At 65.7% G+C, this 23559-nt stretch carries 25 protein-coding genes; 13 read left to right on the top strand and 12 right to left on the bottom strand.

Annotated features, from left to right (window positions below; all coding sequences use genetic code 11):
• The first annotated feature begins 120 nt into the window (after positions 1-120).
• From AC1DYL_RS14340 to AC1DYL_RS14330, 3 genes are all read left to right on the top strand, one after another.
• Complete coding sequence (locus AC1DYL_RS14340; RefSeq protein WP_477173655.1) at positions 121-1065, top strand: FecR family protein; 945 nt, start codon at positions 121-123, stop codon at positions 1063-1065.
• A gap of 278 nt (positions 1066-1343) precedes the next feature.
• Complete coding sequence (locus tag AC1DYL_RS14335; protein ID WP_477173654.1) at positions 1344-2135, top strand: ion channel; 792 nt, start codon at positions 1344-1346, stop codon at positions 2133-2135.
• Between the two features lie 284 nt (positions 2136-2419).
• Complete coding sequence (locus AC1DYL_RS14330; protein ID WP_477173653.1) at positions 2420-3241, top strand: FecR family protein; 822 nt, start codon at positions 2420-2422, stop codon at positions 3239-3241.
• Between the two features lie 9 nt (positions 3242-3250).
• Here AC1DYL_RS14330 and AC1DYL_RS14325 read toward each other — a convergent pair whose 3' ends face one another.
• The 5 genes from AC1DYL_RS14325 to AC1DYL_RS14305 all read right to left on the bottom strand — a co-directional run bounded on the left by AC1DYL_RS14325 (position 3251) and on the right by AC1DYL_RS14305 (position 6950).
• A complete protein-coding gene (locus AC1DYL_RS14325) occupies positions 3251-3436 on the bottom strand; it encodes a 2-hydroxymuconate tautomerase (RefSeq protein WP_477173652.1) in 186 nt (61 codons plus the stop codon).
• A 1-nt stretch (position 3437) separates the two neighbouring features.
• The gene (locus AC1DYL_RS14320) at positions 3438-3731 is read right to left on the bottom strand and encodes a tautomerase family protein (RefSeq protein WP_477157885.1); all 294 of its coding nucleotides are present in this window, start codon (positions 3729-3731) and stop codon (positions 3438-3440) included.
• A 51-nt stretch (positions 3732-3782) separates the two neighbouring features.
• On the bottom strand, positions 3783-5816 hold the full coding sequence (locus AC1DYL_RS14315; RefSeq protein WP_477173651.1) for a DEAD/DEAH box helicase: 2034 nt from the start codon (positions 5814-5816) through the stop codon (positions 3783-3785).
• Positions 5817-5907: 91 nt separating this feature from the next.
• The gene (gene ndk, locus AC1DYL_RS14310; RefSeq protein WP_477151318.1) at positions 5908-6330 is read right to left on the bottom strand and encodes a nucleoside-diphosphate kinase; all 423 of its coding nucleotides are present in this window, start codon (positions 6328-6330) and stop codon (positions 5908-5910) included.
• 149 nt (positions 6331-6479) lie between these two features.
• A complete protein-coding gene (locus AC1DYL_RS14305; protein WP_477173650.1) occupies positions 6480-6950 on the bottom strand; it encodes a hypothetical protein in 471 nt (156 codons plus the stop codon).
• A 298-nt stretch (positions 6951-7248) separates the two neighbouring features.
• Here AC1DYL_RS14305 and AC1DYL_RS14300 point away from each other — a divergent pair, with 298 nt between their 5' ends.
• A complete protein-coding gene (locus tag AC1DYL_RS14300) occupies positions 7249-8160 on the top strand; it encodes a hypothetical protein (RefSeq protein WP_477173649.1) in 912 nt (303 codons plus the stop codon).
• Between the two features lie 36 nt (positions 8161-8196).
• Here the strand turns inward: AC1DYL_RS14300 and AC1DYL_RS14295 are convergent, their stop codons facing one another.
• Complete coding sequence (locus tag AC1DYL_RS14295) at positions 8197-8598, bottom strand: hypothetical protein (protein ID WP_477151321.1); 402 nt, start codon at positions 8596-8598, stop codon at positions 8197-8199.
• A 97-nt stretch (positions 8599-8695) separates the two neighbouring features.
• Between AC1DYL_RS14295 and AC1DYL_RS14290 the strand changes: the two genes are divergently transcribed.
• A complete protein-coding gene (locus tag AC1DYL_RS14290) occupies positions 8696-10588 on the top strand; it encodes an ABC-F family ATP-binding cassette domain-containing protein (protein ID WP_477173648.1) in 1893 nt (630 codons plus the stop codon).
• Entirely contained in the window at positions 10585-11016 is a 432-nt protein-coding gene (locus tag AC1DYL_RS14285; RefSeq protein ID WP_477173647.1) for a cupin domain-containing protein, read from the top strand. Before AC1DYL_RS14290 ends, AC1DYL_RS14285 begins: the two co-directional genes overlap by 4 nt.
• 73 nt (positions 11017-11089) lie before the next feature.
• Here AC1DYL_RS14285 and AC1DYL_RS14280 read toward each other — a convergent pair whose 3' ends face one another.
• The 3 genes from AC1DYL_RS14280 to AC1DYL_RS14270 are packed head-to-tail and all read right to left on the bottom strand — an operon-like array spanning position 11090 to position 13597.
• On the bottom strand, positions 11090-11536 hold the full coding sequence (locus AC1DYL_RS14280; RefSeq protein WP_477173646.1) for a DNA polymerase III subunit chi: 447 nt from the start codon (positions 11534-11536) through the stop codon (positions 11090-11092).
• Positions 11537-11540: 4 nt separating this feature from the next.
• Entirely contained in the window at positions 11541-12104 is a 564-nt protein-coding gene (locus AC1DYL_RS14275) for a hypothetical protein (RefSeq protein WP_477173645.1), read from the bottom strand.
• On the bottom strand, positions 12101-13597 hold the full coding sequence (locus AC1DYL_RS14270; protein WP_477173644.1) for a leucyl aminopeptidase: 1497 nt from the start codon (positions 13595-13597) through the stop codon (positions 12101-12103). The genes AC1DYL_RS14275 and AC1DYL_RS14270 overlap by 4 nt, the downstream gene beginning before the upstream one ends.
• Positions 13598-13825: 228 nt before the next feature.
• On the opposite strand from AC1DYL_RS14270, the gene AC1DYL_RS14265 reads away from it, so the two are divergent.
• From AC1DYL_RS14265 to pdxA, 5 genes are all read left to right on the top strand, one after another.
• Positions 13826-14914: an LptF/LptG family permease gene (locus AC1DYL_RS14265; RefSeq protein WP_477151327.1), complete on the top strand. Its 1089-nt coding sequence runs from the start codon at positions 13826-13828 to the stop codon at positions 14912-14914.
• Entirely contained in the window at positions 14911-15975 is a 1065-nt protein-coding gene (locus tag AC1DYL_RS14260; protein WP_477157875.1) for an LptF/LptG family permease, read from the top strand. The genes AC1DYL_RS14265 and AC1DYL_RS14260 overlap by 4 nt, the downstream gene beginning before the upstream one ends.
• 5 nt (positions 15976-15980) lie before the next feature.
• The gene (locus tag AC1DYL_RS14255) at positions 15981-18296 is read left to right on the top strand and encodes an LPS-assembly protein LptD (RefSeq protein ID WP_477173750.1); all 2316 of its coding nucleotides are present in this window, start codon (positions 15981-15983) and stop codon (positions 18294-18296) included.
• Positions 18297-18379: 83 nt separating this feature from the next.
• Positions 18380-19267 (top strand): SurA N-terminal domain-containing protein, encoded by an 888-nt coding sequence (locus tag AC1DYL_RS14250; protein WP_477173643.1) that lies wholly within the window; start codon positions 18380-18382, stop codon positions 19265-19267.
• 130 nt (positions 19268-19397) lie between these two features.
• Positions 19398-20429, top strand: a complete 1032-nt coding sequence (pdxA, locus tag AC1DYL_RS14245; protein ID WP_477157874.1) for a 4-hydroxythreonine-4-phosphate dehydrogenase PdxA — start codon at positions 19398-19400, stop codon at positions 20427-20429.
• A 138-nt stretch (positions 20430-20567) separates the two neighbouring features.
• Here pdxA and copM read toward each other — a convergent pair whose 3' ends face one another.
• Positions 20568-20996 carry a CopM family metallochaperone gene (gene copM / locus AC1DYL_RS14240; RefSeq protein WP_477173642.1) on the bottom strand — a complete coding sequence of 143 codons (429 nt, stop codon included), beginning with the start codon at positions 20994-20996 and terminating at the stop codon, positions 20568-20570.
• Between the two features lie 130 nt (positions 20997-21126).
• Between copM and rsmA the strand changes: the two genes are divergently transcribed.
• Together rsmA and AC1DYL_RS14230 are read left to right on the top strand one after the other, a co-directional pair.
• Entirely contained in the window at positions 21127-21957 is an 831-nt protein-coding gene (gene rsmA / locus AC1DYL_RS14235) for a 16S rRNA (adenine(1518)-N(6)/adenine(1519)-N(6))-dimethyltransferase RsmA (RefSeq protein WP_477173641.1), read from the top strand.
• Positions 21957-22214, top strand: coding sequence for a hypothetical protein (locus AC1DYL_RS14230; protein ID WP_477173640.1), 258 nt, complete (start codon positions 21957-21959; stop codon positions 22212-22214). The genes rsmA and AC1DYL_RS14230 overlap by 1 nt, the downstream gene beginning before the upstream one ends.
• Before the next feature lie 189 nt (positions 22215-22403).
• Here AC1DYL_RS14230 and AC1DYL_RS14225 read toward each other — a convergent pair whose 3' ends face one another.
• Positions 22404-22697: a hypothetical protein gene (locus AC1DYL_RS14225; protein ID WP_477151334.1), complete on the bottom strand. Its 294-nt coding sequence runs from the start codon at positions 22695-22697 to the stop codon at positions 22404-22406.
• Positions 22698-22879: 182 nt separating this feature from the next.
• Positions 22880-23518, bottom strand: a complete 639-nt coding sequence (gene gmk / locus AC1DYL_RS14220) for a guanylate kinase (RefSeq protein ID WP_477151335.1) — start codon at positions 23516-23518, stop codon at positions 22880-22882.
• Positions 23519-23559 lie beyond the last annotated feature (41 nt).

Genomic DNA, 23559 nt, shown 5'->3' with positions numbered 1-23559 from the left:
GGGCCGKCCCCGGCGCCGGTTCATATAGGGTTCATCTGCGATCTTGTGTAGGAGGGTCATGGATCGCACCCGCCGGGGGGCCGGGCGATCTCCATGTCAAAAGCATAGCCGAGGACGCGTATGCAAAAGATGATGAGGCGAGCCCCCCTCGCCTGCGCAGTGGCTGCGCTTGGCCTTCTGGTACTTTCCGCCCCTACATTCGCAGCTACCGGCAAGGCGCTCGGCGTCATGCCGGCGGCGGTTGTCGAGACCGAGACCGACAGCAGGACGATCACCGTGGGCGCTGACATCTTCATCGGCGACCGGGTGGTCACCGGCGCCAATGGCCAGGTGCAGATCAAGTTCTCTGACCAAACCGAACTGGTGGTCGGGCCGAACTCGGCACTGCTGATCGAGGACTATCTGCTGCGCGAGGACGAATCTGCCGGCAAGTTCGCCATCAACGCGCTGTCGGGCACGTTCCGCTTCACTACCGGCCGGGCGCCGAAGGACCGCTACCTGATCGAGACCCCAACGGGGACGATCGGCGTGCGCGGCACGGCGTTCGATTTCAACGTCGATGACGCACACACGCGGGTGCTGCTGTATCACGGCGCCGTGGTGCTCTGTAACCTCGACAAGACCTGCGTGACGCTCGACGATACCTGCGAGCTGGGCGAGTACGACCTCGGAAAGTCCGAGATCCTCGGCCACACCGACGAAATCAAGGGTGCCGCGCGCGAGGACCTGAAGGGCGACTTCAAGTACGCGCAATCGCAGGCGCCGCTATTGGGCGAGTTCCGTATCGACCAGGCCAAGGAGTGCTTCCACAAGGGCTTCGTGAACACGACGCCGCAGAGCCTCGTCTATGGGCAGAGCGATTCGACGCCGAAGCCGGCGCCGGAACCGGACACGGGCGACGATGCACCTCCGCCTCCGCCTCCGCCTCCGCCTCCGCCTCCGCCTCCACCTCCACCTCCACCTCCGCCGCCGCCGCCTCCGCCTCCGCCTCCTCCACCGCCACCGCCGGACGACGGCTTTCCGCCCGAGTGCTATGGCGAGAATGGCGAGTTCTACTGCAACTGAAATTGGAGCCGCCGCCTCACACGAGTCGGCGCCTCTCCTTTCGCCGCTGGTGCAACTGAGGCATCAGCGATCACGATGCTCAAGACGGTCTTTTCGGCGTCGTGGGTGCTGATACGCCGGCTATGTCGCGCTGTTCTGGATTGCCGGGGCGCTATCGCTGCTCGGCGCTGTCGTGTTGTTCGGCGCACACCGGCTGCTCGAACTGCGCCTCGCCGCCGTGTCCCGTTGACTTCCGCATCGCGGGGCGCAAGCTGCGGGGTGCGGATCAAGGGGCCAGGGTGGACGAAAAAGGCACTAGCGGACATGGGGTTGCGCGCCTGCGCTCGACGCTGAGGCTGCTCTATCACGGCAGCTCCAGCACGGCGCTGCGGTTCCAGTTCGCGGTGCTGCTGGTGGATCTGGCGATCATCGCGTTCTTCATCGCCACGCCGCTGCTGCGCGATCGGCCGAGCTTCATCTGGATCGATGTCGCGGTGGCGGCGCTGCTGATCCTCGACCTGCTGGCACGCGCGCTCGCCTCGACCGACCCGCTGCGCTGGCTGCGGCAGCCAACCACCATTGTCGATGTATTCATCCTGATCACGCTGCTGCTGCCGGCATGGCTGAGCAATTTCGGCTTCCTGCGCATCCTCAGGCTATGGACGCTGTCGCGGAGCGGCGCGCTGTGGCGTCCGCTCAAGAAGTTCAAGCTGACGCAGTATCGCGAACAGGGCGAGGCGGTGGTCAACCTCATCGCCTTCCTGTTCCTCGTCTCGGGGTTCGTGCTGACCTTCTTCGCCAGTCCCGATTCCGGCATCGAGGGCTATGTCGACGCGCTCTATTTCACCGTCACGTCGGTGACGACAACCGGCTATGGCGACGTGACGCTGCCGGGCACCGCGGGCAAGCTCACCTCGATCGCAGTGATGATCGTCGGCATCACGCTGTTTGTGCGGCTGGCACAATCGATCTTCCGGCCGCACAAGGTGTTCTTCCCCTGCCCTCAATGCGGCCTGCAGCGGCACGACCCCGATGCTGTCCACTGCAAGGCGTGCGGGCACGTCCTCAACATTCCCGACACTGGGGACTGAGCTAGCGCCAGGGCGCGCGGATCTGATCACCTGCGGACAACTCGGGGATATGGCTTGCCAACGCCCCGGATTGGCTGCGACGATGCTGCGCGTCGAGAGCAGGCGCGCGATACTGTACCGTTCTTTGAGCGAAAGCCGAGCCGACCGCAGATCGACTTGCTGCATACACATGACTTGCATATGCCTGGGGCATAGTCAGACTAATCACTACACTATGTTTTGAGCAAATTGCGCCGCGTGCGTGCTTCCGCGGCGATGGCCGGGGCGGCCATGGGCAGGGACAGATGAGCATTTTCAATGGTATGGCGGCCTTCGGGCTGATGGTTGCGTTGGCGGCCACGGCGCTGCCGGCGATTGCCGCGAGCGGCACGGCGCTGGGCGTCGATCCCCAGGCCGAGGCCGACACGGCGGGCAAATCGCGCACGCTGACGGTGGGCGCCGATATCTTCATCGGCGACAAGGTGAACACCGGCGCCGCGGGCACGGTGCAGATCAAATTCTCCGATAACACCGAGCTGGTGGTCGGGCCGAACTCGTCGCTGCTGATCGAGGACTACCTCCTGCGCGACGACCAGTCGGCCGGCAAGTTCGCCATCAACGCGCTGTCCGGCACTTTCCGCTTCGCGACCGGCGGCGCGCCCAAGGACCTCTACAGCATCAAGACGCCGACGGGCACGATCGGGGTGCGCGGCACGGCGTTCGATTTCAACGTCGATGCGGAAAGCACCGAGGTGCTGCTGTTCCATGGCGCTGTGCGCCTGTGCAACCTCAACGGGACGTGCGTGACGCTGGACGGCACGTGCGAGATGGGCACCTACGACCTGACGCAGTCGACCATCCTGGGCTCGCCCGACGACCTCACTGGCGAGCAGCGCGAAATCCTCAAGGCGGCGTTCCAGTTTGCCGAGATCCAGTCGCCGCTGCTGCGCGAGTTCTGGGTCGACAACGCGCGGCAGTGCTTCAACAAGGGCTTCGTGGCCGACGTACCGCCGAGCCTCGTGGTCGATGAGGACGACGACCCGCCGCCCGACGACGAGGATCCGTGCGGCGAAAGCTACGATTGCTGCGGCGAGAGCAGCTACTACGACGAGGGCTGTACCGAGTAGTCGGCCGCGTTAGAACTCGTCGAAGGGCACCCCGCCCCTCGACTTGCTGTCTTTCGGGCTCTCGACGATCTGCACGACGACGCGCTCGGCCGGGACGCTGAAGTTCTTCACCACCGCGTCGGTGATATCCTTCATCAGAGCCTTCTTGGACTCCTTCGATCGGCCCTCGACGATGTGAACGAGGATCTCGGGCACGTCAGGCCTTCCTGGCGGGGCTCTTCTTTTCGGCCTTGGCCGCGCCCTTCTTGGCTGCAGCCTTCTTGGAGCCGGCTGCCGCCTTCTCCCGCTCCTTGGCCTCGGCCTCGCGGATCTTGGCCACGGACGTACCCATGTGGCCCCAGTTCTTGTTGTCGACCTCTTCGATGACCACGAAGGTGTATTCCGGCTTCTTGTTCAGAATCCGGACCAGCATTTCCGTGGTTTCTTTGTAGATCTGCAGCTTCTGCTCGTAAGTCGCGCCGTCGGTGATTTCGATACGGACGTAGGGCATGGTTTCCTCCCCCAAAGCCGGGGGGAGGATGCGGTAGCCGAGGTACGTTCGTCAACCGAGAGGATCGTAGCCGGCCTTCTGCTTCTTCTTGCGCGGCACTGCGCCGGCCTCGGCGGGCGGCTCGCGCTTCTCGCGGTTCTTGTATTTCGGCTTGCCCTTGTCCTTCGGATTGACCTTGGGCTTCTCGGTGGGCTTGCGGTTGAACAGCACCGGTTCGCGCGCCGCCGGCGGGGCATCGTGCTGCACCGGCGGGGTGATTTCGCGGGCCGGACGAGTGGCGAGCTTGGCGCCCTTGTCGCTGCGGACCTTGTAGCGCGGACCATCGTCGCGCGCCGGCCGATCCTCGCGCGGCTTGTTGCGCGGCGCCTCGTCGTCATGCTTCTTGAAGCGCGGGGCGCTGTCGCGGTTGTAGTTCTTCTTCGGCGGCGCCGACGGCGGGCCGGACGCGGCAATGGTGGTGTTGTTCTCGATGGTACCACCGACGCGGGCAATGGCGGCCGCGAACGCATCGGCCTTGTCGGCCGCGATCTCGAAGCGGGTTTCGCTGTCGAGAATCTTGATCGAGCCGACGTCGCGTTTGGTGACGTCGCCGGCCTTGCAGATCATCGGCAGGATCCACTTCGGATCGGCGCGGCGGTTGCGGCCGATCGACAGGGTGAACCAGCGGCCGTTCTCCATCGGCGGCGTTTTTTCGCGCGGGCCCGATCCTTCGATGCGCTCGTCCTCGAAGCGCTTGTCGCGGCGCGGACCCTTTTCGGCGAAGGCGCCAATCGATTGCTCGGACACTTCTTCCGGCGCCGGACGGGCGGCGAGTTCGCGGCGGATGTAGGCGGCGGCGAGTTGCTCGGGCGTCAGGCGGGCCAGTAGTTCGGCGACAAACGGCGCTTCGATCTCGTTGGGCGCGGTGACGGCCACCGCTGTCGCGATGATCTGCTCGCGGTTGCGGGCGTCGATCTCGGCGATGGTGGGGGCGCCGCGGGTCGAGGCGTCGAGATTGGCGGCGCGCAGCACGCGGGCGGCGGCGCTGCGGCGGTGCACCGGCACGATCAGCGCGCAGATGCCCTTGCGGCCGGCGCGACCGGTACGGCCCGAGCGGTGCAGCAGCGTCTCGGGATTGGACGGAACGTCGGCGTGGATGACCAGATCGAGGTTGGGCAGATCGATGCCGCGGGCGGCGACGTCGGTGGCGACGCAGACACGGGCGCGGCCGTCGCGCATCGCCTGCAGGGCATTGCTGCGTTCGGCCTGGGTGAGTTCGCCGGAGAGCGCCACGACCGGGAAGCCGCGGTTGGCGAGGCGGGCGGTGAGGTGCTTCACCGACTCGCGGGTGTGGCAGAACACGATGGTGTTGGAACTATCGTGCAGCAGCAGCATGTTGATGACGGCGTGCTCGCGCTCGTCGTTGCGTACGACGATCTGCTGGTACTCGATATCGGCGTGCTGCTCGCCGGCACTGGTGGCGACGAGACGCAGCGCATCGCGCTGGAAGGTCTTGGCCAGATCGGCGATGGCGCGCGGCACGGTGGCCGAGAACATCAGGGTGCGGCGGGTTTCCGGCGCGGCATCGAGGATGAACTCGAGGTCTTCGCGGAAACCGAGGTCGAGCATCTCGTCGGCCTCGTCGAGCACCACGGCGCGGATGTTGCCGAGGTCGAGCGCGCCTTTCGAAATATGATCGCGCAGGCGCCCCGGGGTGCCGACGACGATATGCGCGCCGCGCTCGAAGGCCCGGCGCTCGGTGCGGATGTCCATGCCGCCGACGCCGGCGGCGATCTGCGCGCCGGTATCGGCATACAGCCACTCCAGCTCGCGCTGCACCTGCATCGCCAGTTCGCGGGTCGGGGCGATCAGCAGCGCCAGCGGGGTGGCGGCGCGCTCGAACCTGGCGGCATCACCCAGCAGGGTTGGCGCGATCGCCATGCCGAAGGCCACGGTCTTGCCCGAGCCGGTCTGCGCCGACACCAGGAGGTCGCGCTCGGCGGCCTCGGGCGCCAACACGCTCAGCTGCACCGGCGTCAGCGTGTCATAGCCGCGGGCGGTGAGGGCGGCGGCGAGCGCGGGGTGGATGGTCTCGGGGAGGTTCACGGGGTGGCTTTCATGGGGCGGCAGGGTGCCCGCTAGCAAAACAAAAGGGCCGCCCGGAGGCGGCCCTCGGAAAATCGTGGTCTGGCCGAGATCAGCCGACGATCTCGTCGTCGGTGAAGAAGAACTTGATCTCTTCCTTGGCGGTCTCGGGAGCGTCCGAGCCGTGCACCGAGTTCTCGCCCATGCTCAGCGCGAATTCCTTGCGGATGGTGCCCTCGGCGGCGTTGGCCGGATTGGTGGCGCCCATGACTTCGCGGTTCTTGAGGATGGCGCCCTCGCCTTCGAGGACCTGGACCACGACGGGCGATGCAATCATCTGCTCGACGAGCTCACCGTAGAACGGGCGCTCCTTGTGCACGGCGTAGAAGCCCTCGGCCTGGGCGCGGGTCATGTGGATCTTCTTCATCGCCACCGGGCGGAGGCCAGCGTCCTCGAACTTGGTGAGGATCTTGCCGATCAGGTTACGGCGAACCGCGTCGGGCTTGATGATGGAGAAAGTGCGCTCGATGGCCATGTGTCTGGTCCTTGGAGTGGGTCTGAATTGGAGTGCGGCCTTCTAACGGGAAGGCGTGACGGGCGCAAGACGGGGTTTGACAGGCATATTGGCAATGCTCGCCCCGGAAGCAGAGCGAGAGCGCAAACGGCAGTTCAGGCGAACATCGATCAGATGGCCGGCGTGCTGTCGGGTGACGCTGGCGCTGGAGTGACCACATCGAAAAACACAGCGAGCCGCCCCAGGATCAGCACAACCAAAATGGTGGCTCCCGCCGCAATGGAGAGCGCCAGCCAGATATGGGTTGGAGCAACTGCCGCAAATGCGAGCGTCAGGCCCACACAGATCACAAGTGCAACCGTCACCGGATCGATAATGCTGATCGGACGCCGCCTGGCCAGCTCTAAGAGAATGCACGCGCTGAACAAGCCAGGGATACAGCCCAGAACGAGCCCCGCCCCGATAAGAATTGGGGCGGCCGGCACCATGACCACCAGATACTGGAGGTCACTGATGGCAAACGGCCCCGGACTTGCCAGCACAAAGACCAACGCCGATGCGGGGAACGCCATGAAAGTAGGGGCAAAGACCATGCATAGGACGAATATGCCGGTCGGGCTTTTAATAACCCATCGTTGCACGCCCGAAGCTCCATAGAGTTGCCGAGACGCAACCTAACAAGCTCGGACCGGTATGAACATCCCGGCGAGTATTGCGAGCCCGGGCCCTACTCCTTCGGCACCGGTGGCACGAAGTCGGAAGAGTTCCGCCCGATGTCCACCCTCCCCTTGGCCCCTATCTCGCCACCGGGCTGAGCAGTTGCACTTCGAGGGCGGTGACGTCCTCGGGCGCAAGACGGGCGATGCGCGCACTCGTGCCCTCTGACACCACGGTCAAACGGGAGTAGAATGGCAACAGTCGGCTCAACCGGAGGAACAAATGTCTTCTGTGGGGTCTGCACATCTGCCGCATGGTGATACCACGACCACCGGGCGTGGCAGCCGGATATGGACCGACAGGCGGGTCCTTGTCGGCTCCCTGATCGTGGTGGTCGCCCTGGCGATCGCACTGACTGACTATGCCGGGTACGGCTACGCCTGGTCACATTTCTCCAGGACCAGCGAGACCAACCCATCGGCAACTTCGGCATCGACGAGCGAGGTGTTCGGCAGCCTCACGTCGAAGTTCCGCGACTACAATACTTACTCACGCGACATCTTCCTGATGGAGGAGCGCAGCAAGGTCGATGCGCCGTACCTGTCGACCATCGCGAGACTGCTGGAGAACACCGCGGAAAGCGGAGGCGCTGGCCCGATGATCGGCGCTTTCCTGGATCTGCGGAAGGCGCTCGACCTCGAGCAATCCTGCACCGCCGGCTATCCGTGGTCGACGCTGGTCTGGAGCGCAAGACGCGACATCGATACGATGGCCGATGGCAGCAAGCTGGTCGCGCTGGACCTGTTTTTCTGCCTGTTCACGGTGCCAAGGGACGAAAGTGGCATCGTTCGGTACCCGATCGCCACGGTCACGCTCACTGCGGACGAGAGCCGGCAACTATCGTCGATCTACCCCCATATCGGTGCCGACGACGCGAGGAATGCGTTGCGTTGGCTACAGGCCGTTGTGAGGGGCGAAGTCGCGCACCTCAAACGTCTTCTCGAGCTCCGGAACGCGTCGACATCGTCATTGTCAGGAGAGATCGACGACCGGCTGCAACAGTATCTGCGGACCAACCAGGCTGCCTTTGAGCACGGCGTGGCGACGACGCTGACCCGGGCCCTGCTGCTGGCGGTTCTGATTGTACTGGCGGTTGTGTCGCTGAAGCTCGCGCACCGCGACCGATCGAAATGACAGGGCCCGCGAGCCGGCGTTGCCTGGCTCGGCGCCCTACTCCGTCGGCACCGGCGGCACGCAGTCAGGCGAGTTCGGGGCGATATCCACCTTGCCTGTCGCCTGCACCTCGCCGCCGGGGCTGACGAGCTGGACGCTGAGCGCTGACACGTCCTGGTCTGCGGTGATGGCGCTGGAATGGTTCACCTTCACCACCTGCATGGTGCAGACCTCCGCGGTCGAGACAATCGGAATGGTCACCGTTGCCGTGCCGGACTCCACCAGGTCGACGCTGCCGTTGCCGGTCTGCTCGCAGGCGCCGCCCTCGTAGCTGAAGCTCAGCGAGACCAGTTCGGCGTCGAGCCGGCAGGCCTTCAGGTCGTTCAACGGGGCGAGCTCTTGTGCCAAGGCGGCGCCCGTGAACAGGCAAAGGGCAAGAGTGGCGAGGATCGGGCGCATTGGACTTCTCCGGTTTCTCGGTCTATTGGGACGGCTTCGATTTGCCCCTATCCCTTTCCTAACGCATTCCGCGCGCCGCGGATGCATCGGCCGCGCCATGTTGACCATTACCGATCTCAGTTACCGCATCCAGGGCCGCCCCCTGTTCGAGGGTGCCTCGCTTGTTCTCCCAGACGGTTCCAAGACCGGATTCGTGGGCAAGAACGGCACGGGCAAGACAACGCTGTTCCAGCTGATCCTGGGGCAGATCGCGCCTGAGGGCGGCACCATCGAGGTCAACAAGAAGGCCCGGATCGGCGCGGTGGCTCAGGAAGCGCCGGCGAGTTCGATCAGCGTCCTCGACGTGGTTCTCTCGGCTGACAAGGAGCGCACGGCGCTCCTGGACGAGGCCGAGACGGCGCATGATCCTCACCGCATCGGCGACATCCACACGCGGCTGGCCGAGATCGACGCCCATACGGCCGAGGCGCGTGCCTCCACCATTCTCAAGGGCCTCGGCTTCGAGAAGGACCGGCAGATGGCTCCGACTTCGGAGCTGTCGGGTGGCTGGCGCATGCGCGTGTCGCTGGCCGGCGTGCTGTTCAGCCAGCCCGACCTGCTGCTGCTCGACGAGCCGACCAACTATCTCGATCTCGAAGGCACGCTGTGGCTCGAGAAGTATCTCGCGACCTATCCCTACACCGTGTTCATGATCAGCCACGACCGTGACCTGTTAAACAAGGCGGTGAACTCGATCGCGCATCTCGAGCATCGGAAATTGACCTTCTACAAGGGCAATTACGACACGTTTGAAGAGACGCGCCGGATGCAGATGGAGCTCAACAACAAGAGCCGCGAGAAGACTCTCGACCAGATCGCGCACCTGCAGAAGTTCGTCGACCGCTTCAAGGCCAAGGCCACCAAGGCCAAGCAGGCGCAAGCGCGCGTCAAGATGATCGCGAAGCTGAAGCCGCCGGCGGCGATGTTCGACGAGAGCTCCTCGCCGTTCAAGTTCCCCGATCCGAAGAAGATCCCGGCGTCGCCGATGATGACCTTCGACAACGTGTCGGTGGGCTATGGCGACAAGGTGATCCTCAGGCACATCACCAACCGGATCGATCCGGACGACCGCATCGCGCTCATCGGCGTCAACGGCAACGGCAAGTCGACGTTCGCCAAGCTGCTGTCCGGCGATTTGAAGCCGATGGGCGGCGAGATGCGGAAGGGCAAGGGGCTGGAGATCGCCTATTTCGCCCAGCACCAGCTCGACAAGCTGAAGCCGGAGCAGACGCCGTTCGAGCATGTCGTAGACCTGATGCCGTACGACAGCGAGGCCAAGCGCCGCAGCCGCGTGGCGCAGATGGGGCTCACCACCTCGCGCATGGACACCAAGGTGAAGAACCTGTCCGGCGGCGAGCGGGCGCGGCTGCTGCTCGGGCTCATCACCTTCGGCGGGCCGGGGATGCTGATCCTCGACGAGCCGACCAACCACCTCGATATCGACAGCCGCGACGCGCTGGTAGCCGCACTCAACGACTATTCGGGCGCCGTGCTGATCATCAGCCACGACCGCCACCTGATCGACGCCACGGTCGACAAGCTGTGGATTGCGCAGAACGGGACGATCGAGGAATTCGACGAGGATCTCGACACTTACCAGCGGTTGCTCACCTCCAATAGCAATGGCAAGGGCAAGAAGGGTGCGGCCCAGGCAGCACCGGCGATCGAGGATCGGAAGGCGTCGCGGCAGGACGCGGCGGCCAAGCGCGCCGAAGTGGCGCCGCTGCGCAAATCGATCAAGGACCTCGAGCAGAAGCTCGGCCGGCTGCGGACCGAATTGGCGCGTGTCGATGGCTTCCTCGCCGACCCCAAGACCTATGACGGCGCGCCCGAACGGGTCATCCTGCTCGGCAAGGACAAGGCGCGATTCGAGGGCGAGATCGCCAAGATCGAGGAGAGCTGGCTGACGCTCAGCGAAGAGCTGGAGCTGGCAGAGAAGGCGCAGGCATGAAGCAGATGACGGCCTCCGAGATTGTCGGCCTGCTCGGGCTCGAGCCGCATATCGAGGGCGGCTTCTACCGGCAGACCTTCGCCGACGTGCCCGGCGCTTCAGGCCGGCCCCTCTCGACGCTGATCTACTACCTGCTCACCGACCGGCAGTCGGGCGCATGGCACCGGGTGGATTCGGCCGAGGTCTGGCACTGGTATGCCGGCGCGCCGATGACGATCGGCATCTCGCGCGATGGCAAGAGCGTGACCGAGCACAAGCTCGGCAACGATCTGGTCGCCGGGGAAAGGCCGCAGGTGGTAATCCCTAGCCATGCGTGGCAGCAGGCGACCTGTCTCGGCGACTGGTCGCTGGTCGGCTGCACGGTGGCGCCGGGGTTCCAGTTCTCGAAGTTCGAGCAGGCGGAGCCTGGCCGGGCGCCGGGGGTGTAGCGGGCTCGGCGTCATCAGTCGGTGCCTTCTCCCCTTGTGGGAGAAGGCGCTGACTGATGGCACGGGGCCTGCCCTACCCCTTCTTCGCCCACTTCCCGTTGCCGTCCTGCTGCCAATACGTCACCTCATTGCCGTCGCGCAGCGCTTTCCACGCCGTGCGGGCTTCGGTGACGGCGTCCGGGTCGTGGCCGGAGAACATGTAGACCAGCCGGACATAGCCCTCGCCCGATTGCGGCACGGCGCGATCGACGAAGAAGCGGACCTGCGCCTGGTTGGGATTGTGCGGGCGGGTGGTGATGAGGATGCGCTGCAGGTCGTCGGCGTCGCCGCCGGCCAGCGAATGCGGCAGGAAGCTGTCGTCGCGATAGGTCCAGAGCAGGTTGTCGAGCGCCTCGGCCCGTTCCTCGCTGCCCGTTTCGACCACCACGTTCCAGCCGCGCTCCAGCGACTTTTCCAGGAGCACCGGGATCACCCGTTCGAGGGGCTGGCTCTCCAAGTGGTAGAACAGGATCTCGGCCATCGGCTCAGGCTCCGTCCGGTTGCGGGATCGTGGCGCCGTGCCTGATCGCCAGCGCCACCAGCGTGTCGGCCAACAGCCGCGCCGGCCGGTCCATAGCGCGGACCGGGATGTTGGCGAGTCCGGCCGCCGGCTGGCGGAAGCCAGCGGTGCCGGCACGGTAGGGGCTGAGGTGGGTATCGAGCGGCGTGCGCAGCGCCAGCAGCACGCCGCCACCGCCCGGGGATGGCGCCACTTCGACCACATCGGCCCAGGCGATCGGCGCATCGGTGACGCGGCGGTCGAAGACGCCGTTCTCGTCAATGACGAGCACCGGCCGCTGCAACCGCAGGTCGCCGACGATCACCGCGCCGACAACGAGGAAGAACACCGCCACCGCCAGCGTCGGTAGCGCCAGCAGCGTCAACTCGACGCTCGGCGCCATGCCGAGCGCGCCGACGAGGCTGGCGAGCAGCAGCGCGGTCGGCAGCAGCGCGACGAGCCCTGCGGCGATCGCCAATGCTGCGACCGGCGACAGCCAGAGGCGCGACGGACTGGCGGTGAGCGGCAGGTCGGGCAGCGTGCCGGTCATTTGGCCTCGTAGTTGTCGCGCACCAGCCGATCGAGCAACGCCACGCCGAAGCCCGATGCCCAGGCGGCGTTGGTCTCCGATGTCGGCGAGGCCAGCGCCACGGCGGCGATATCGAGGTGCGCCCACGGCACATCATTGACGAAGCGGGCGAGGAACTGCGCGGCGGTAATCGAGCCGGCGGGACGGCCGCCGGAGTTCTTAATGTCGGCGAAGCGGCTCTCGATGAGCTTGTCGTAGGCGGAGCCCATCGGCATGCGCCAAAGCTTTTCGCCGGTGGCGAGGCCGGCAGCGAGAAGCTTGGCCGAGAGTTCGTCGTTGTTGGAGAACAGCCCCGCGTGATCGTTGCCGAGCGCCACGCCGATGGCGCCGGTGAGGGTCGCGAGGTTGATCATGAACTTCGGCTTGAAGCGATCCTGGGTGTACCAGAGTGCGTCGGCAAGGACGAGGCGACCCTCGGCGTCGGTGTTGACGATTTCGATGGTGGTGCCGGACATGGCGGTGAGGATGTCGCCGGGCCGCATGGCGGTGCCCGACGGCATGTTCTCCACCAGCCCGATGACGCCGACGGCGTTGACCTTGGCCTTGCGGCTGGCAAGCGCATGCATCAGCCCGGTGACCGCCGCCGCGCCGCCCATATCGCCCTTCATGTCTTCCATGCCGAGGCCAGGCTTGAGCGAGATGCCGCCGGAATCGAACACCACGCCCTTGCCGACGAAGGCGATGGGCTGGTCCTTCGACTTGCCGCCGTTCCAGCGCATGATCACGAGGCGCGGCGGGCGGGCGGAGCCCTGCGATACGCCGAGCAGCGAGTTCATGCCGAGCTTGCGCATGGCCTTCTCGTCGAGCTGCTCGATCTCCACGCCGAGTTCGGCGAGCTTGGCGGCTTCGGCGGCGAACTCGAGCGTGCCCAGCACATTGGGCGGCTGGTGGATCAACTCGCGGGCGAGCAGTGTGCCCTCGGTGGTGGCCTGCCGGTCGGCAATGGCCTTGTCGGTACCGGACTTGTCGGCGACATGGAGCGTAACCGCCAGCGAGCTATCGCCATTGTCCTCGGCCTTGACCGCCTTGTAGCTGTCGAACTTATAGTGGCGGAGGCGCAGCCCGGCGGCGAGTTCGGCGATGCCCTCAGGCGTCGCCGCCTCCTCGTCGAGCAGCACGGCGGCCTTTTTCACCTTGAGGCCCATCAGCTTGCCGGCAAGCGAGCCGCCGCGGTCGGTCCAGGCGGAGAGCCCTGCACCCTGCCCTGCCTTGCCGCTGCCCAGCACCAGCAGGCGGTCGGCGGCGACGCCGGCAGGCGCCAGCAGATCGAGCAACTGGCCCTGCTTGCCCTTGAAATTGCCTGCAGCCGAGACCTTCTGCCAGTCGAGCCCGGTGGCGGCCCAGACCTCGGCCGCGGCGCCGGCGGGTGCGGCGTCCTCGGCGGCATAGACCACCAGCGTGCCGGTTGCCTTCAACGGCAGGGCGGCGGTCTTGATCTCGATCCGGTTAGGCATGGGGCAAAATACCTTATGGCAATGGGGCGGGCGCGATTGCCCGCGAGGTCGATGATCGACTGATAGCGGCTACGCCGGTCGCGTCAATCCCGCAACACCCCGGGGGGCAACGCCTCGCCCTCGCCCCGTTTTCCTTGCAAAGGGACGGGCGGGGCGGGCAAGGTCCGCTTGGTTCATCGCGCCGGGGGCAGTCCGGGGGGTGGGCGCGCGTCGGAACTCGTCTCTGATATGACTCGGCTAGGCAGTTATCTTTTCAAGCTTTTTGCCGCCGAAGCCGCAGCGCTTTTCGGGGTCGCGCTGACTATTCTCTACCTCGCGCAGACGCTCAGAATCGTCGAGGTCGGAGCGGTGCGCGATCGCGGGCTGCTGACGCTCTTGTGGCAGACGATCCTGGCGCTGCCGCCCCTCTCCATTGCCTTCATGTACGTCTGCATCGCGGTGGGACTGGCCCGGGCCCTGCGCGCCCTGCAGGGGTCGCGCGAACTGCACATCATCCATGTGTCGCAGCGGTTGCCGGTGCTGATCCGCACGGTGCTGGGCTTTGCCACAGTCGGCACGCTGATCGTGCTGGTGCTGGCCCACGTCATCGAGCCGCTGGCGACCAGCGAAGGCAACCTGATCCGCGTGAAAGCCGCGGCCGACCTGGTGGGCCGCTCGCTGGTGCCGAACCGCTTCGCCGAACTGGGCGACGGGGTGACCATCACGGTGGGCGGCCGGGGCGCCGATGGGGAGATCACCTCGTTCTTTGCCGACGACCGGCGCGATGCCGAAACGCGGCGCACCTATATCGCGGACTCGGCGCTGATCACCGCCGACGAACTGGGCTACGTGCTGCAGTTGCAGCAAGGCACGATCCAGTACCGCACAGCGGACGGGAAGTTCTCGGAGATCTCGTTCGACCGCTACGACATCGCGCTGGAGCGGCTGACCGGCGACGCCGATACCGGTGACGCGCGCGGCGACCAGAGCACCTATGGCACGCTGGTGCGCGGCTTCACCACGGGCGAGTGGCCGGCCGAAAAGCTGCGCCGGCTGGCGGAACGCACCTCCGACGGTTTCCGCGTGCTGGCGCTGTGCCTGTTCGTCGCGGCCATCAGCGGCTTTCCGTCGGGCCGGCGCAAGGAACCGCTGCTGCCGGTGGAGATCACCGTGCTCGGCGCCGTGCTGTTCGAGCGCACCCTCACCTCCTACGCGCCGCTCAGTGGCTGGATGCGGGAGCCAGTCGGAGTGATCGTTCTCACCATCATTTCCATCGCCATCCTGATCTACCGGCTGCGCGTCTTCGTGCCCCTGCCCCGGGAGGCGCACAGCACATGAACCGCATCGACTGGATCGTCGTCCGGCGGCTGGCCGGCAATGTCGGGCTGACGCTGGCAGTGCTCTACGGCATCGTGGTGCTGGTCGAATCGCTCAACACCCACCGCTTCTCGGCGCTCGCGGCGGTCGGCGGGTTGCCGCTGGCGCTGACGGCGGTCGTCCTCTCCTCGGCCCGCTGGGTCATCGATACGCTGCCGCTGACCTTCCTTGTCGGCACCATTGCGGGCCTGCTCAACCTGCAGGCGACCCGCGAGATGACGGTGATCAAGGCCTCGGGCATGTCGGTCTGGCGGGTGATGGTCGCGCCGGTCGCGGTCACCTTGCTCGGCGGCGTGCTGATCACCCTGGTGGTCGACACCGGGGTGATCCAGTTCAACCGCAGCCTGGCGCCGAGCAGCGCCGCGAACGGCACCGTCAGCCGAGCCGGAACGCTATGGCTCGATGAGCGGCAGGGCGATCTCCACTACATTCTCGAGGCCGGCTATGTCAGCCCCAGCGGCGAGTCGCTGGGCAGCGTCAACGTGTTCCTGATGGATACGCCGCGCGACCGCATCGAGGCGCCGACCGCCGAGCTGCGCAATGGCGAGTGGGTGATGCCGGGGGCGATCCGTTTCCGCTCCAACCAACTGCCCGAAACGATAGCGGATTTCCGCCTGCCCACCGGCCACAGCCCCGGCGACATGCGGGCCCGGATCGCCTCGGTCAAGGACATGACGGTGTGGGAGCTGGCGAGTACGCTGGCGGCGAAACTGAGCGATTCCAAGGAGCGCGCCGAGACGGAAACGCGGTTCCTCAGGCTGCTGGCGCTGCCGCTCACCTTGTGTGGCTCCCTGGTCATTGCCTTCGCGTTTACGGCCGGTTATCGAAGGACCAATAAGTATGGTGGGGCGGTGCTTTATGGTATCGTCCTTGGCGTCTTGGTTTATGTCGTGACCGAGATGGCGGGACGCGCCGGGGGCGCCGGCGTGATGCATCCGGCCATAGCAGTCGCAGGGCCGGCAGTGGTGGCGATCGTTATCGGAGTGACGGTGCTGCTGAACAGGGAAGACGGGCGGACGTGAGCAAGATGCGCCGCGACCGGGGGATGGGGACGCGCCTGCGCCAGTTTGGTGCGGTGCTTGCGCTCGCCCTCGCGGCCGGCCTTGCCGCCACTCTCCCGGCTGCAGCCCAGTTCCTGCCAGAAGGCTTTTTCGCAACGCTCCCCGAGCCGGGCGCGCCGGCCAAGGTCGAGGCAAACGTCCTCTCCTACGACAAGAGCAGCGACGTGATCAGCGCGCAGGGCCGCGTGGTGATGCAATACGAAGGCTATGCGATCGCCTGCGACGACCTGCGCTACGAGCAGAAATCGGGGGACCTGAACTGCGTCGGCAACGTGCAGGTGCGCGATCCGGCGGGTACAGAGTATACCGCCGACAGCGTCGAAGTGACGGGCGGGATGAAACAGGCGTTCATCCAGTCGCTGACGCTCACCACCGTCGACGGCGCCATGGTGACGGCGAACGACGCGCACTATTCGGCGACGCTGGAAACCGTGCTCAACCAGGCGACCTACAGCCCCTGCGGGCTCTGCATCGACGCCAAGGGACACCGGATCGGCTGGAAGGTGAAAGCCGCCAGGCTGATCCACAACAGCGAAACCAAGACCGTCTACCTGGAACAGCCGTCGCTGGAAGTCCTGGGCATCCCCGTTGCCTGGCTGCCGTGGCTGTCGCTGCCCGATCCGACCTCCAAGCAGAGCAACGGCTTCCTGTTGCCGAGCGTCAACTACAAGGCCGCGTACGGCGCGCGGATCACCGCGCCCTACTTCATCAACATCGGCGAAGACACGCAAATCCTGCTTTCCCCCTCGCTGATGTCGCGGCAGGGCTTCCTGATGGCGGCCGAGTGGCGGCAGCAGTTCGATTACGGCTCGTTCACGGTGAAGGGCTCGGGGCTGTACCAGCTCGATCCCGGCGCCTTCACCGAGCTCGGCAACCGTGAGTGGCGCGGTGCGATCCAGAGTTCGGGGCGGTTCGAACCGGTGGCGGACTGGACCGTAGGCTGGTCCTATAGCGCCTTCTCCGATGCCGCCTATTTCGACGATTACGACTTCAGCACTGCGAAATGGCTCACCAACGAGGTGTATGCGACGCACCTCAGCGACAGCTTCTACGCCGATGTGCGGCTGCAGCAGTTCCTGAAGCTGGGGCAGTACGGCACCAATGCTGCGGCCAACCTGGCGCAGGACCAGCAGGCGACGGCGTTGCCCAACGCACGCGGCAACGGCTATTTCGACCTCGGTGACTGGGGCCAGGTGCGCGCCAACGGCAACCTGCTTGGCGTGCAACGCGGCGAGAACTCGTCCGCAACCTACGGTACGAAGGACTATATCTTCGGCTACGAAGGCAGCAAGACCCACGCATCCGGCGAGCTCAGCTGGCAGAACCAGATCGTCGCTCCGGGCGGCGTGGTGGTGACCCCGTATCTTGGGCTGCGCGCCGACGTCACCAATTACGACAGCGGCAGCCAGGGCAACCCGCCCGTCGGTCTGCCCGAGCCCGCCGACCAGTTCCTGTTCACGGCAACGCCGATCGCGGCCGTCGACTTCCGCTGGCCGCTATTCGCCAGCAACGGGCTCGACACGCACCTGCTCGAGCCGATCGCGCAGCTGGTCTATCGCGGCAGCGACACCACGCTGGTCGGGGTCACCAACGACAACGCGCACAGCTTCGTGCTCGATGACACCAACATCTTCACCTACGACCGCTTCACCGGCACCGACCGGCAGGAGACGGGCCTGCGCGCCAATGTCGGCGCTCGCTACCTTGCCAACTTCTCAGGCGGGCAATGGCTGGAAATCATCGCCGGGCAGAGCTTCCACCTCGCCGGCGTCAATGCCTTCGGCGTCGCTGATCCGGTCAATACCGGGGTCAGCAGCGGCCTCGAGGATGAGGCCTCCTACGTCGTGCTCGGCGCGCGTGGCTCGCCTTATGACGGGGTCACGCTCGGCGCCAAGCTGCAGATCGATCCGGACGGGCCGCGTGTCGCGCGGGCCGGTGTCGGCGGCAGTTATGCCTTCGGCCCCTACTCGGTGGGCAGCGACTATGTCTACCTGCCGGCCGACGCGGCGATCGGCGTGCCGGTCGATCAGCATGAGGTGACGGTGCGGGCCAGCGCGCCGCTGCCGCTGGACTACTGGCGCGCCAATGGCAGCTTCTCGTGGGACATCGCATCCAGCGAGTGGCTGGAGGCACGCGGCGAGCTGCTCTACGATGACGGCTACTTCCTCGCCGGCGGCTTCGCCCAGGCCAACGGCCCGACCCACGAAACCCCGGACTCGTTCACCTTCGGCGTGCAGTTCAGGCTGAAGGGCCCCGGAACCGACTTCGGCATCGGATACTAGGCTCGGCCAACCGATTTTGGCCGTATTCTTCCAACATTGAGATGGCCGAGCCGGGGGCGATCCGGCGGCTTCCAGAGAACTGAATGGTGACGACAATGCTCCGCTTCATCGCTGCAATGCTGATCGGCCTTACCCTGAGCGTCATGCCGGCTTTCGCCGCGACCAAGGTGACGGTCAATGGCGTGCCGATCTCCGATATCGAGATCGCCCAGCGCACCAAGCTGCTGGCCCTCGAGGGCGGTGGCGGCAGCAAGAAGGCGATGGAGCAGCTGATCGACGAGCAGCTGCAGCTGCAGGAAGCCAAGCGCATGAACATCGTCATTTCCGACCAGCAGGTCGACGACGCGTTCACGCAGGTCGCCCGCAACATCAAGGTGTCGAGCGACAAGCTGAACCAGATCCTGCAGCAGGCTGGCGTCAGCAGGGATACCATGCGCGCCCGCCTCCGCGCCGCCATCGCCTGGCAGCAGGTGAGCCAGATGGTGGTGTCGTCGCGCGTGAAGGTCTCCGATCTCGAGCTCGACAAGGAGGCTTCCGCCAAGCTCGACCAGGCCTCGAGCTACGACTACATCCTCAAGGAAGTGCTGTTCATCAGCTCGACCGGCAATGCTTCGGCCCGCACGGGCCAAGCCAACCAGTACCGCAAAGCCTTCAAGGGCTGCGATAGCGCCGTGCAGGTGTCGCTGAACTTCACCGACGCCGCCGTGCGCGACATGGGCCGCCGTCATGCGACGCAGCTGCCCGATGCGCTGGCCGCCGAACTCGCCAAGCTGAACGTCGGCGGCATCACCAAGCCGCGGGTGACAGAGGCAGGTGTGTCGATGCTGGCCATCTGCGCCAAGAACGAGGCGCGCGATACCACCTTCGTCAAGAACAAGCTGCGCAGCGAACAGGGCGGCGAAGCGATGAAGGCCGAAGCCGAGAAGTTCAAGGCCGAGCTCAGGAGCAAGGCAAAGATCGTCTACAGCTAACGGACCCTTGTCATCCCCTTGAGAAATCGATGGAAACTACGGCCTTTGACTTAGCAAGTCTGTGCTAGAGGGCGCTAGGCTTGGCGTGCCGAACCGGTTACGCCAAGCGGCCCAAACCTGCGAGGACGCCTTGGTCGACAACCGTTTGCCGCTTGCCGTCACCATGGGAGAGCCCGCCGGGATCGGGCCCGACCTGATCCTCAGGCTCTATTCCAAGCGCGCCGAGCTAGGCCTGCCGCCCTTCATCGTCTACGGCCACATCGATTTCCTGCGCACCCGCGCCGCACGTCTGCACCTCCCGGTGTCGATGGTTGAGAGCACGCCGCTCGAGGCCAATTTGCGCTTCCCTGACGCCCTGCCCATCGCCCATGTCGAGGGTCTGGTCCCCGACAAGCCGGGCGATCCTACCTCGCTCTCCGGCAAGGTGGTGATCGAAGCGATCAGCCGCGCCGTCGAGGCCAGCCTCACCGGCGCCTGCCGGGGCATCGTCACGGCGCCGATTCACAAGGCTGCGCTGTACTCGGCGGGCTTCAAGTATCCGGGCCATACCGAGTTCCTGGCGGCACTTTGCGCGCAGGGCGGCGTAGTGCCGACGCCGGTGATGATGCTGGCGCATGACGGGCTGCGGGTGATCCCCGCGACCATCCACGTGCCGATCAGCCAGGTCCCCTCGCTGATCACCTTCGACCTGGTGGTGAGCACCGGACGGATCGTCGCGCACAGCCTCAGAACCCGCTTCGGCATCGCCCAGCCCCGCATCGGCTTTGCCGGCCTCAACCCACATGCCAGCGAAGGCGGCAATATCGGCACCGAGGACTTCGACACGGTCGGCCCGGCCATCGCCCAGTTGCAGCACGAGGGCATCGAGGCCGAGGGGCCCATGCCGGCCGATACCCTGTTCCACCTGCCCCACTGGCGCCGCTTCGACGCAGTGATCGCGATGTATCACGATCAGGCGCTGATCCCGATCAAGACGGTGGCCTTTGACGAGGCAGTGAACGTAACGCTGGGCCTGCCGATCGTCAGGACGTCCCCAGACCACGGCACGGCCTTCGACTTGGCCGGCAGCGGCCAGGGGTCGGATGCGAGCTTCCTCAACGCGATCAGGCTGGCAGATCAGCTGACCAACGGCATGCTGCATCAGCAGAACGCGGCGCAGTAGAGGTTCCGCACACCGATCTCTCCGTCATCTCTCCCCTCGCGGGAGAGATGACGGTTTCTTGGGCTTGGCCAAACGGCTAAACCTAAGATTTCGCTTTCTCCCCCGCCTAGGGGGAGATGGGGCCGGTTACTCCCTCCCCTACTGCGGCTGCTTCTCCAGCCAGGCCAGCATGTCGGCGATTTCCTTTTCCTGGGCGGTGATCACGGCCTGCGCCATTTCCTTGGCCCAGGGATCATCGCCATGCGCCAGTTCGGCCTTGGCCATGTCGATGGCGCCGCGATGATGCGGAATCATCGAGCAGATGAAGGCGACGTCGATATCGGCCGCCGTGCCGCCGGCGGCCATGTCGGCGTTCATGGCATCCATGCCGTCCATCAGATCGACATGTGCCGCGTCGGCGCCGGCGGCATGCTGCATGGCCATGGGGGCCGACGCCTGCTGCGCGTTGGCGAGGCAGATCGCTGGAAGGTCGGCCGCTGGAGCCGCGCCATGGCCGCCATGATCCTGCGCCATGGCGGGAACTGCGAACGCCAGCAGCAGTGCAGCGGCGAGGGTGAACTTGTGCATCTTCATCTCCTTCGAAGTCAGGCCAACCAGAGTGGCTATGGGCCGTTCCTGCACCTTCCCATCATGGCAAGGTCAATACCCGTTCTGTGCGCCATTTGCCTTCGCCGATAAATCCGCTATCCCCCCAAGTATGCAGATCGACAATCTACCGCCGCTTCGCGAGGTTATCGCCGCGCACGACCTGAGGGCCAAGAAGGAGCTCGGGCAGAACTTCCTGCTCGATCTCAACCTCACGGCGCGCATCGCCCGGGTCGCCGGCCCGCTCGAGGCGGTAACGGTGATCGAGGTCGGCCCCGGCCCCGGCGGCCTGACTCGCGCGCTGCTCGCGGAGGGCGCAAAGAAGGTCATCGCCATCGAGCGCGATGAACGCACCCTGCCCGCGCTCGCCGAGATCGCCGCGGCCTACCCTGGCCGGCTTGAGGTGATCGCTGGTGACGCGCTGCAGATCGACTATGCCGCGCTGGCCGACGGGCCGACGCGCATCGTCTCGAACCTGCCCTACAACATCGGTACCGAACTGCTCACCCGTTGGCTGACCGTCGAGCAGTGGCCGCCGTTCTTCGAGAGCCTGACGCTGATGTTCCAGCGCGAAGTCGCCGAGCGCATCATCGCCAAGGCCGGCGACGATCACTACGGCCGGCTCGGCGTGCTGTGCGGCTGGCGCACCGAGGCGCGCATCGCCTTCAATGTCGGGCGCGAGGCCTTCACCCCGCCGCCCAAGGTGACGTCCAGTGTCGTGCACCTGAAGCCCAAGGCAACCGCCGACGGCGTGGCCGTGCGCGATCTCGAGGCCGTCACCCGCGCCGCTTTCGGGCAGCGCCGCAAGATGGTGCGCCAGAGCCTCAAGTCGCTCGGCGTACCGATGGAGCCATTGCTGGCGGCAGGCGGGCTGAAGGGCGACGAGCGGGCGGAAGTCCTGCCGGTCGAGACGTTCCTGAAGCTGGCGAAGGCGCGGCGCTGATGGGCGGCGCCATCGCGCTGATCGGGGCGTTCCTGGCGTTCTGCGTACCGGTTGCAGTGCCCCTGTTCGCGCAGCGTTGGCGGACGCTGGGTATTGTCGTGGCGCTTGGCGCGCTGTTCTTCGCCTACGTGAGCTACGACCTCACCAATCCGGCCGGGATGACCCAGTTGCTCGGACCGTTCACGTTCGGCCTGATGCTGTTCGGGTTCGCGGCCGGGGTGATCGCGAAGTTCGTGATGCTGGTGGGACGAAGGTAGTTTCGGCTCCATCGCCTTCTCCCCTTGTGGGAGAAGGTGCCCGAAGGGCGAATGAGGGGTCCCCCGACACGGAGTGTCGCGAGGCTGGAGCGAAGCAACGGACAACGAGCAAGCGTAGAGAGACCCCTCATCCGGCCGTTGGCCACCTTCTCCCACAAGGGGAGAAGGCACAGACTGAGGGTACGGCGCTCAGCCGCTGACCGTCGGCCGCGTGACGTTGCCTTCGCCGCTCACCTCGATCTCGGCTACCGACACCGTCCGCTTGAGGATGGTTGCCGCCTTCACCAGCAGCGCAGTCTTCACCTCGGACGGGCTCATCTTGTCGTGGGTGTTGGCCCACACGCGCAGCGTCAGGTTGTGGTCGAACGTTTCGCGGGAGCGGATCTCGCGCAGCAGCACCTTGACCTTGGCCTGGGTCCGATCGGCGAAGGTCGGATGACGCTGCATTTCGTCGATGCTGCACGCTTTCACTTCGAATGGCATGCTCAAGTCCCCCGCCCGGGTAGGTTCTGCCCAATTCCGGGGTTCCGGAACTATGGCGCGCAGACCATCCACAGCTGGACGTGGTTTATCCACACCCGTCTGCAGCTAAAGTTAAGGCAATACCTTAAGCGTGCTGCCGCTTGATGACAGTGGATACAGCGCGCGACCTCCGAGCAAAGCTCCTAAAGAGAGTCGATCTGGTCCTGCAAGTCCTTGACGAACTTATCCAATTGGATGAACCGCGTACGGGCGAGGCGCGCCGCGGCGAGGATGGTGCGGACGCGCGAGGTGGAATCCTCGAGATCCTCGTTGACCAGCACGTAGTCGTACTCGTTGTAGTGCTGCATCTCGATGCGGGCGTTCTTCAGCCGCTTGTCAATGGTGCCGGCGCTGTCCTGGGCGCGACGCTCGAGGCGCTTGCGCAGTTCCTTGATCGAGGGCGGCAGGATGAAGATGGTCACCATGTCGCTGCGGCACTTCTCATAGAGCTGTAGCGTGCCCTGGAAATCGATGTCGAACAGGATGTCGCGGCCGGCCGAGAGCCGCTCTTCGACGCGCGAGCGCGGGGTGCCGTAGAAGTTGCCGTGGACTTCGGCGCTCTCCAGGAGCTCGCCGTCCTCGCGCATCTTCTTGAAGGTCGGCACGTCGATGAAGTGGTAGTGCTTGCCGTCGATCTCGTCGGTGCGGCGGGCGCGCGTGGTCACCGAGACCGACAGCGCGATGTTCGGGTCATCCTCGAACAGGGCGCGGGAAATCGAGGATTTGCCTGCGCCGGATGGCGAGGCGAGAACCAGCATCACTCCGCGGCGCGTGAATTCCATTCGTGCTTCGTCCTCTTGCCCTGCGCATAGCACTCGGCCGC

Source organism: Devosia sp. P1_H9, assembly GCF_056405135.1.
Note: the sequence above shows the minus strand (reverse complement) of the source record. Positions and strands in the feature narration are given on the sequence as shown.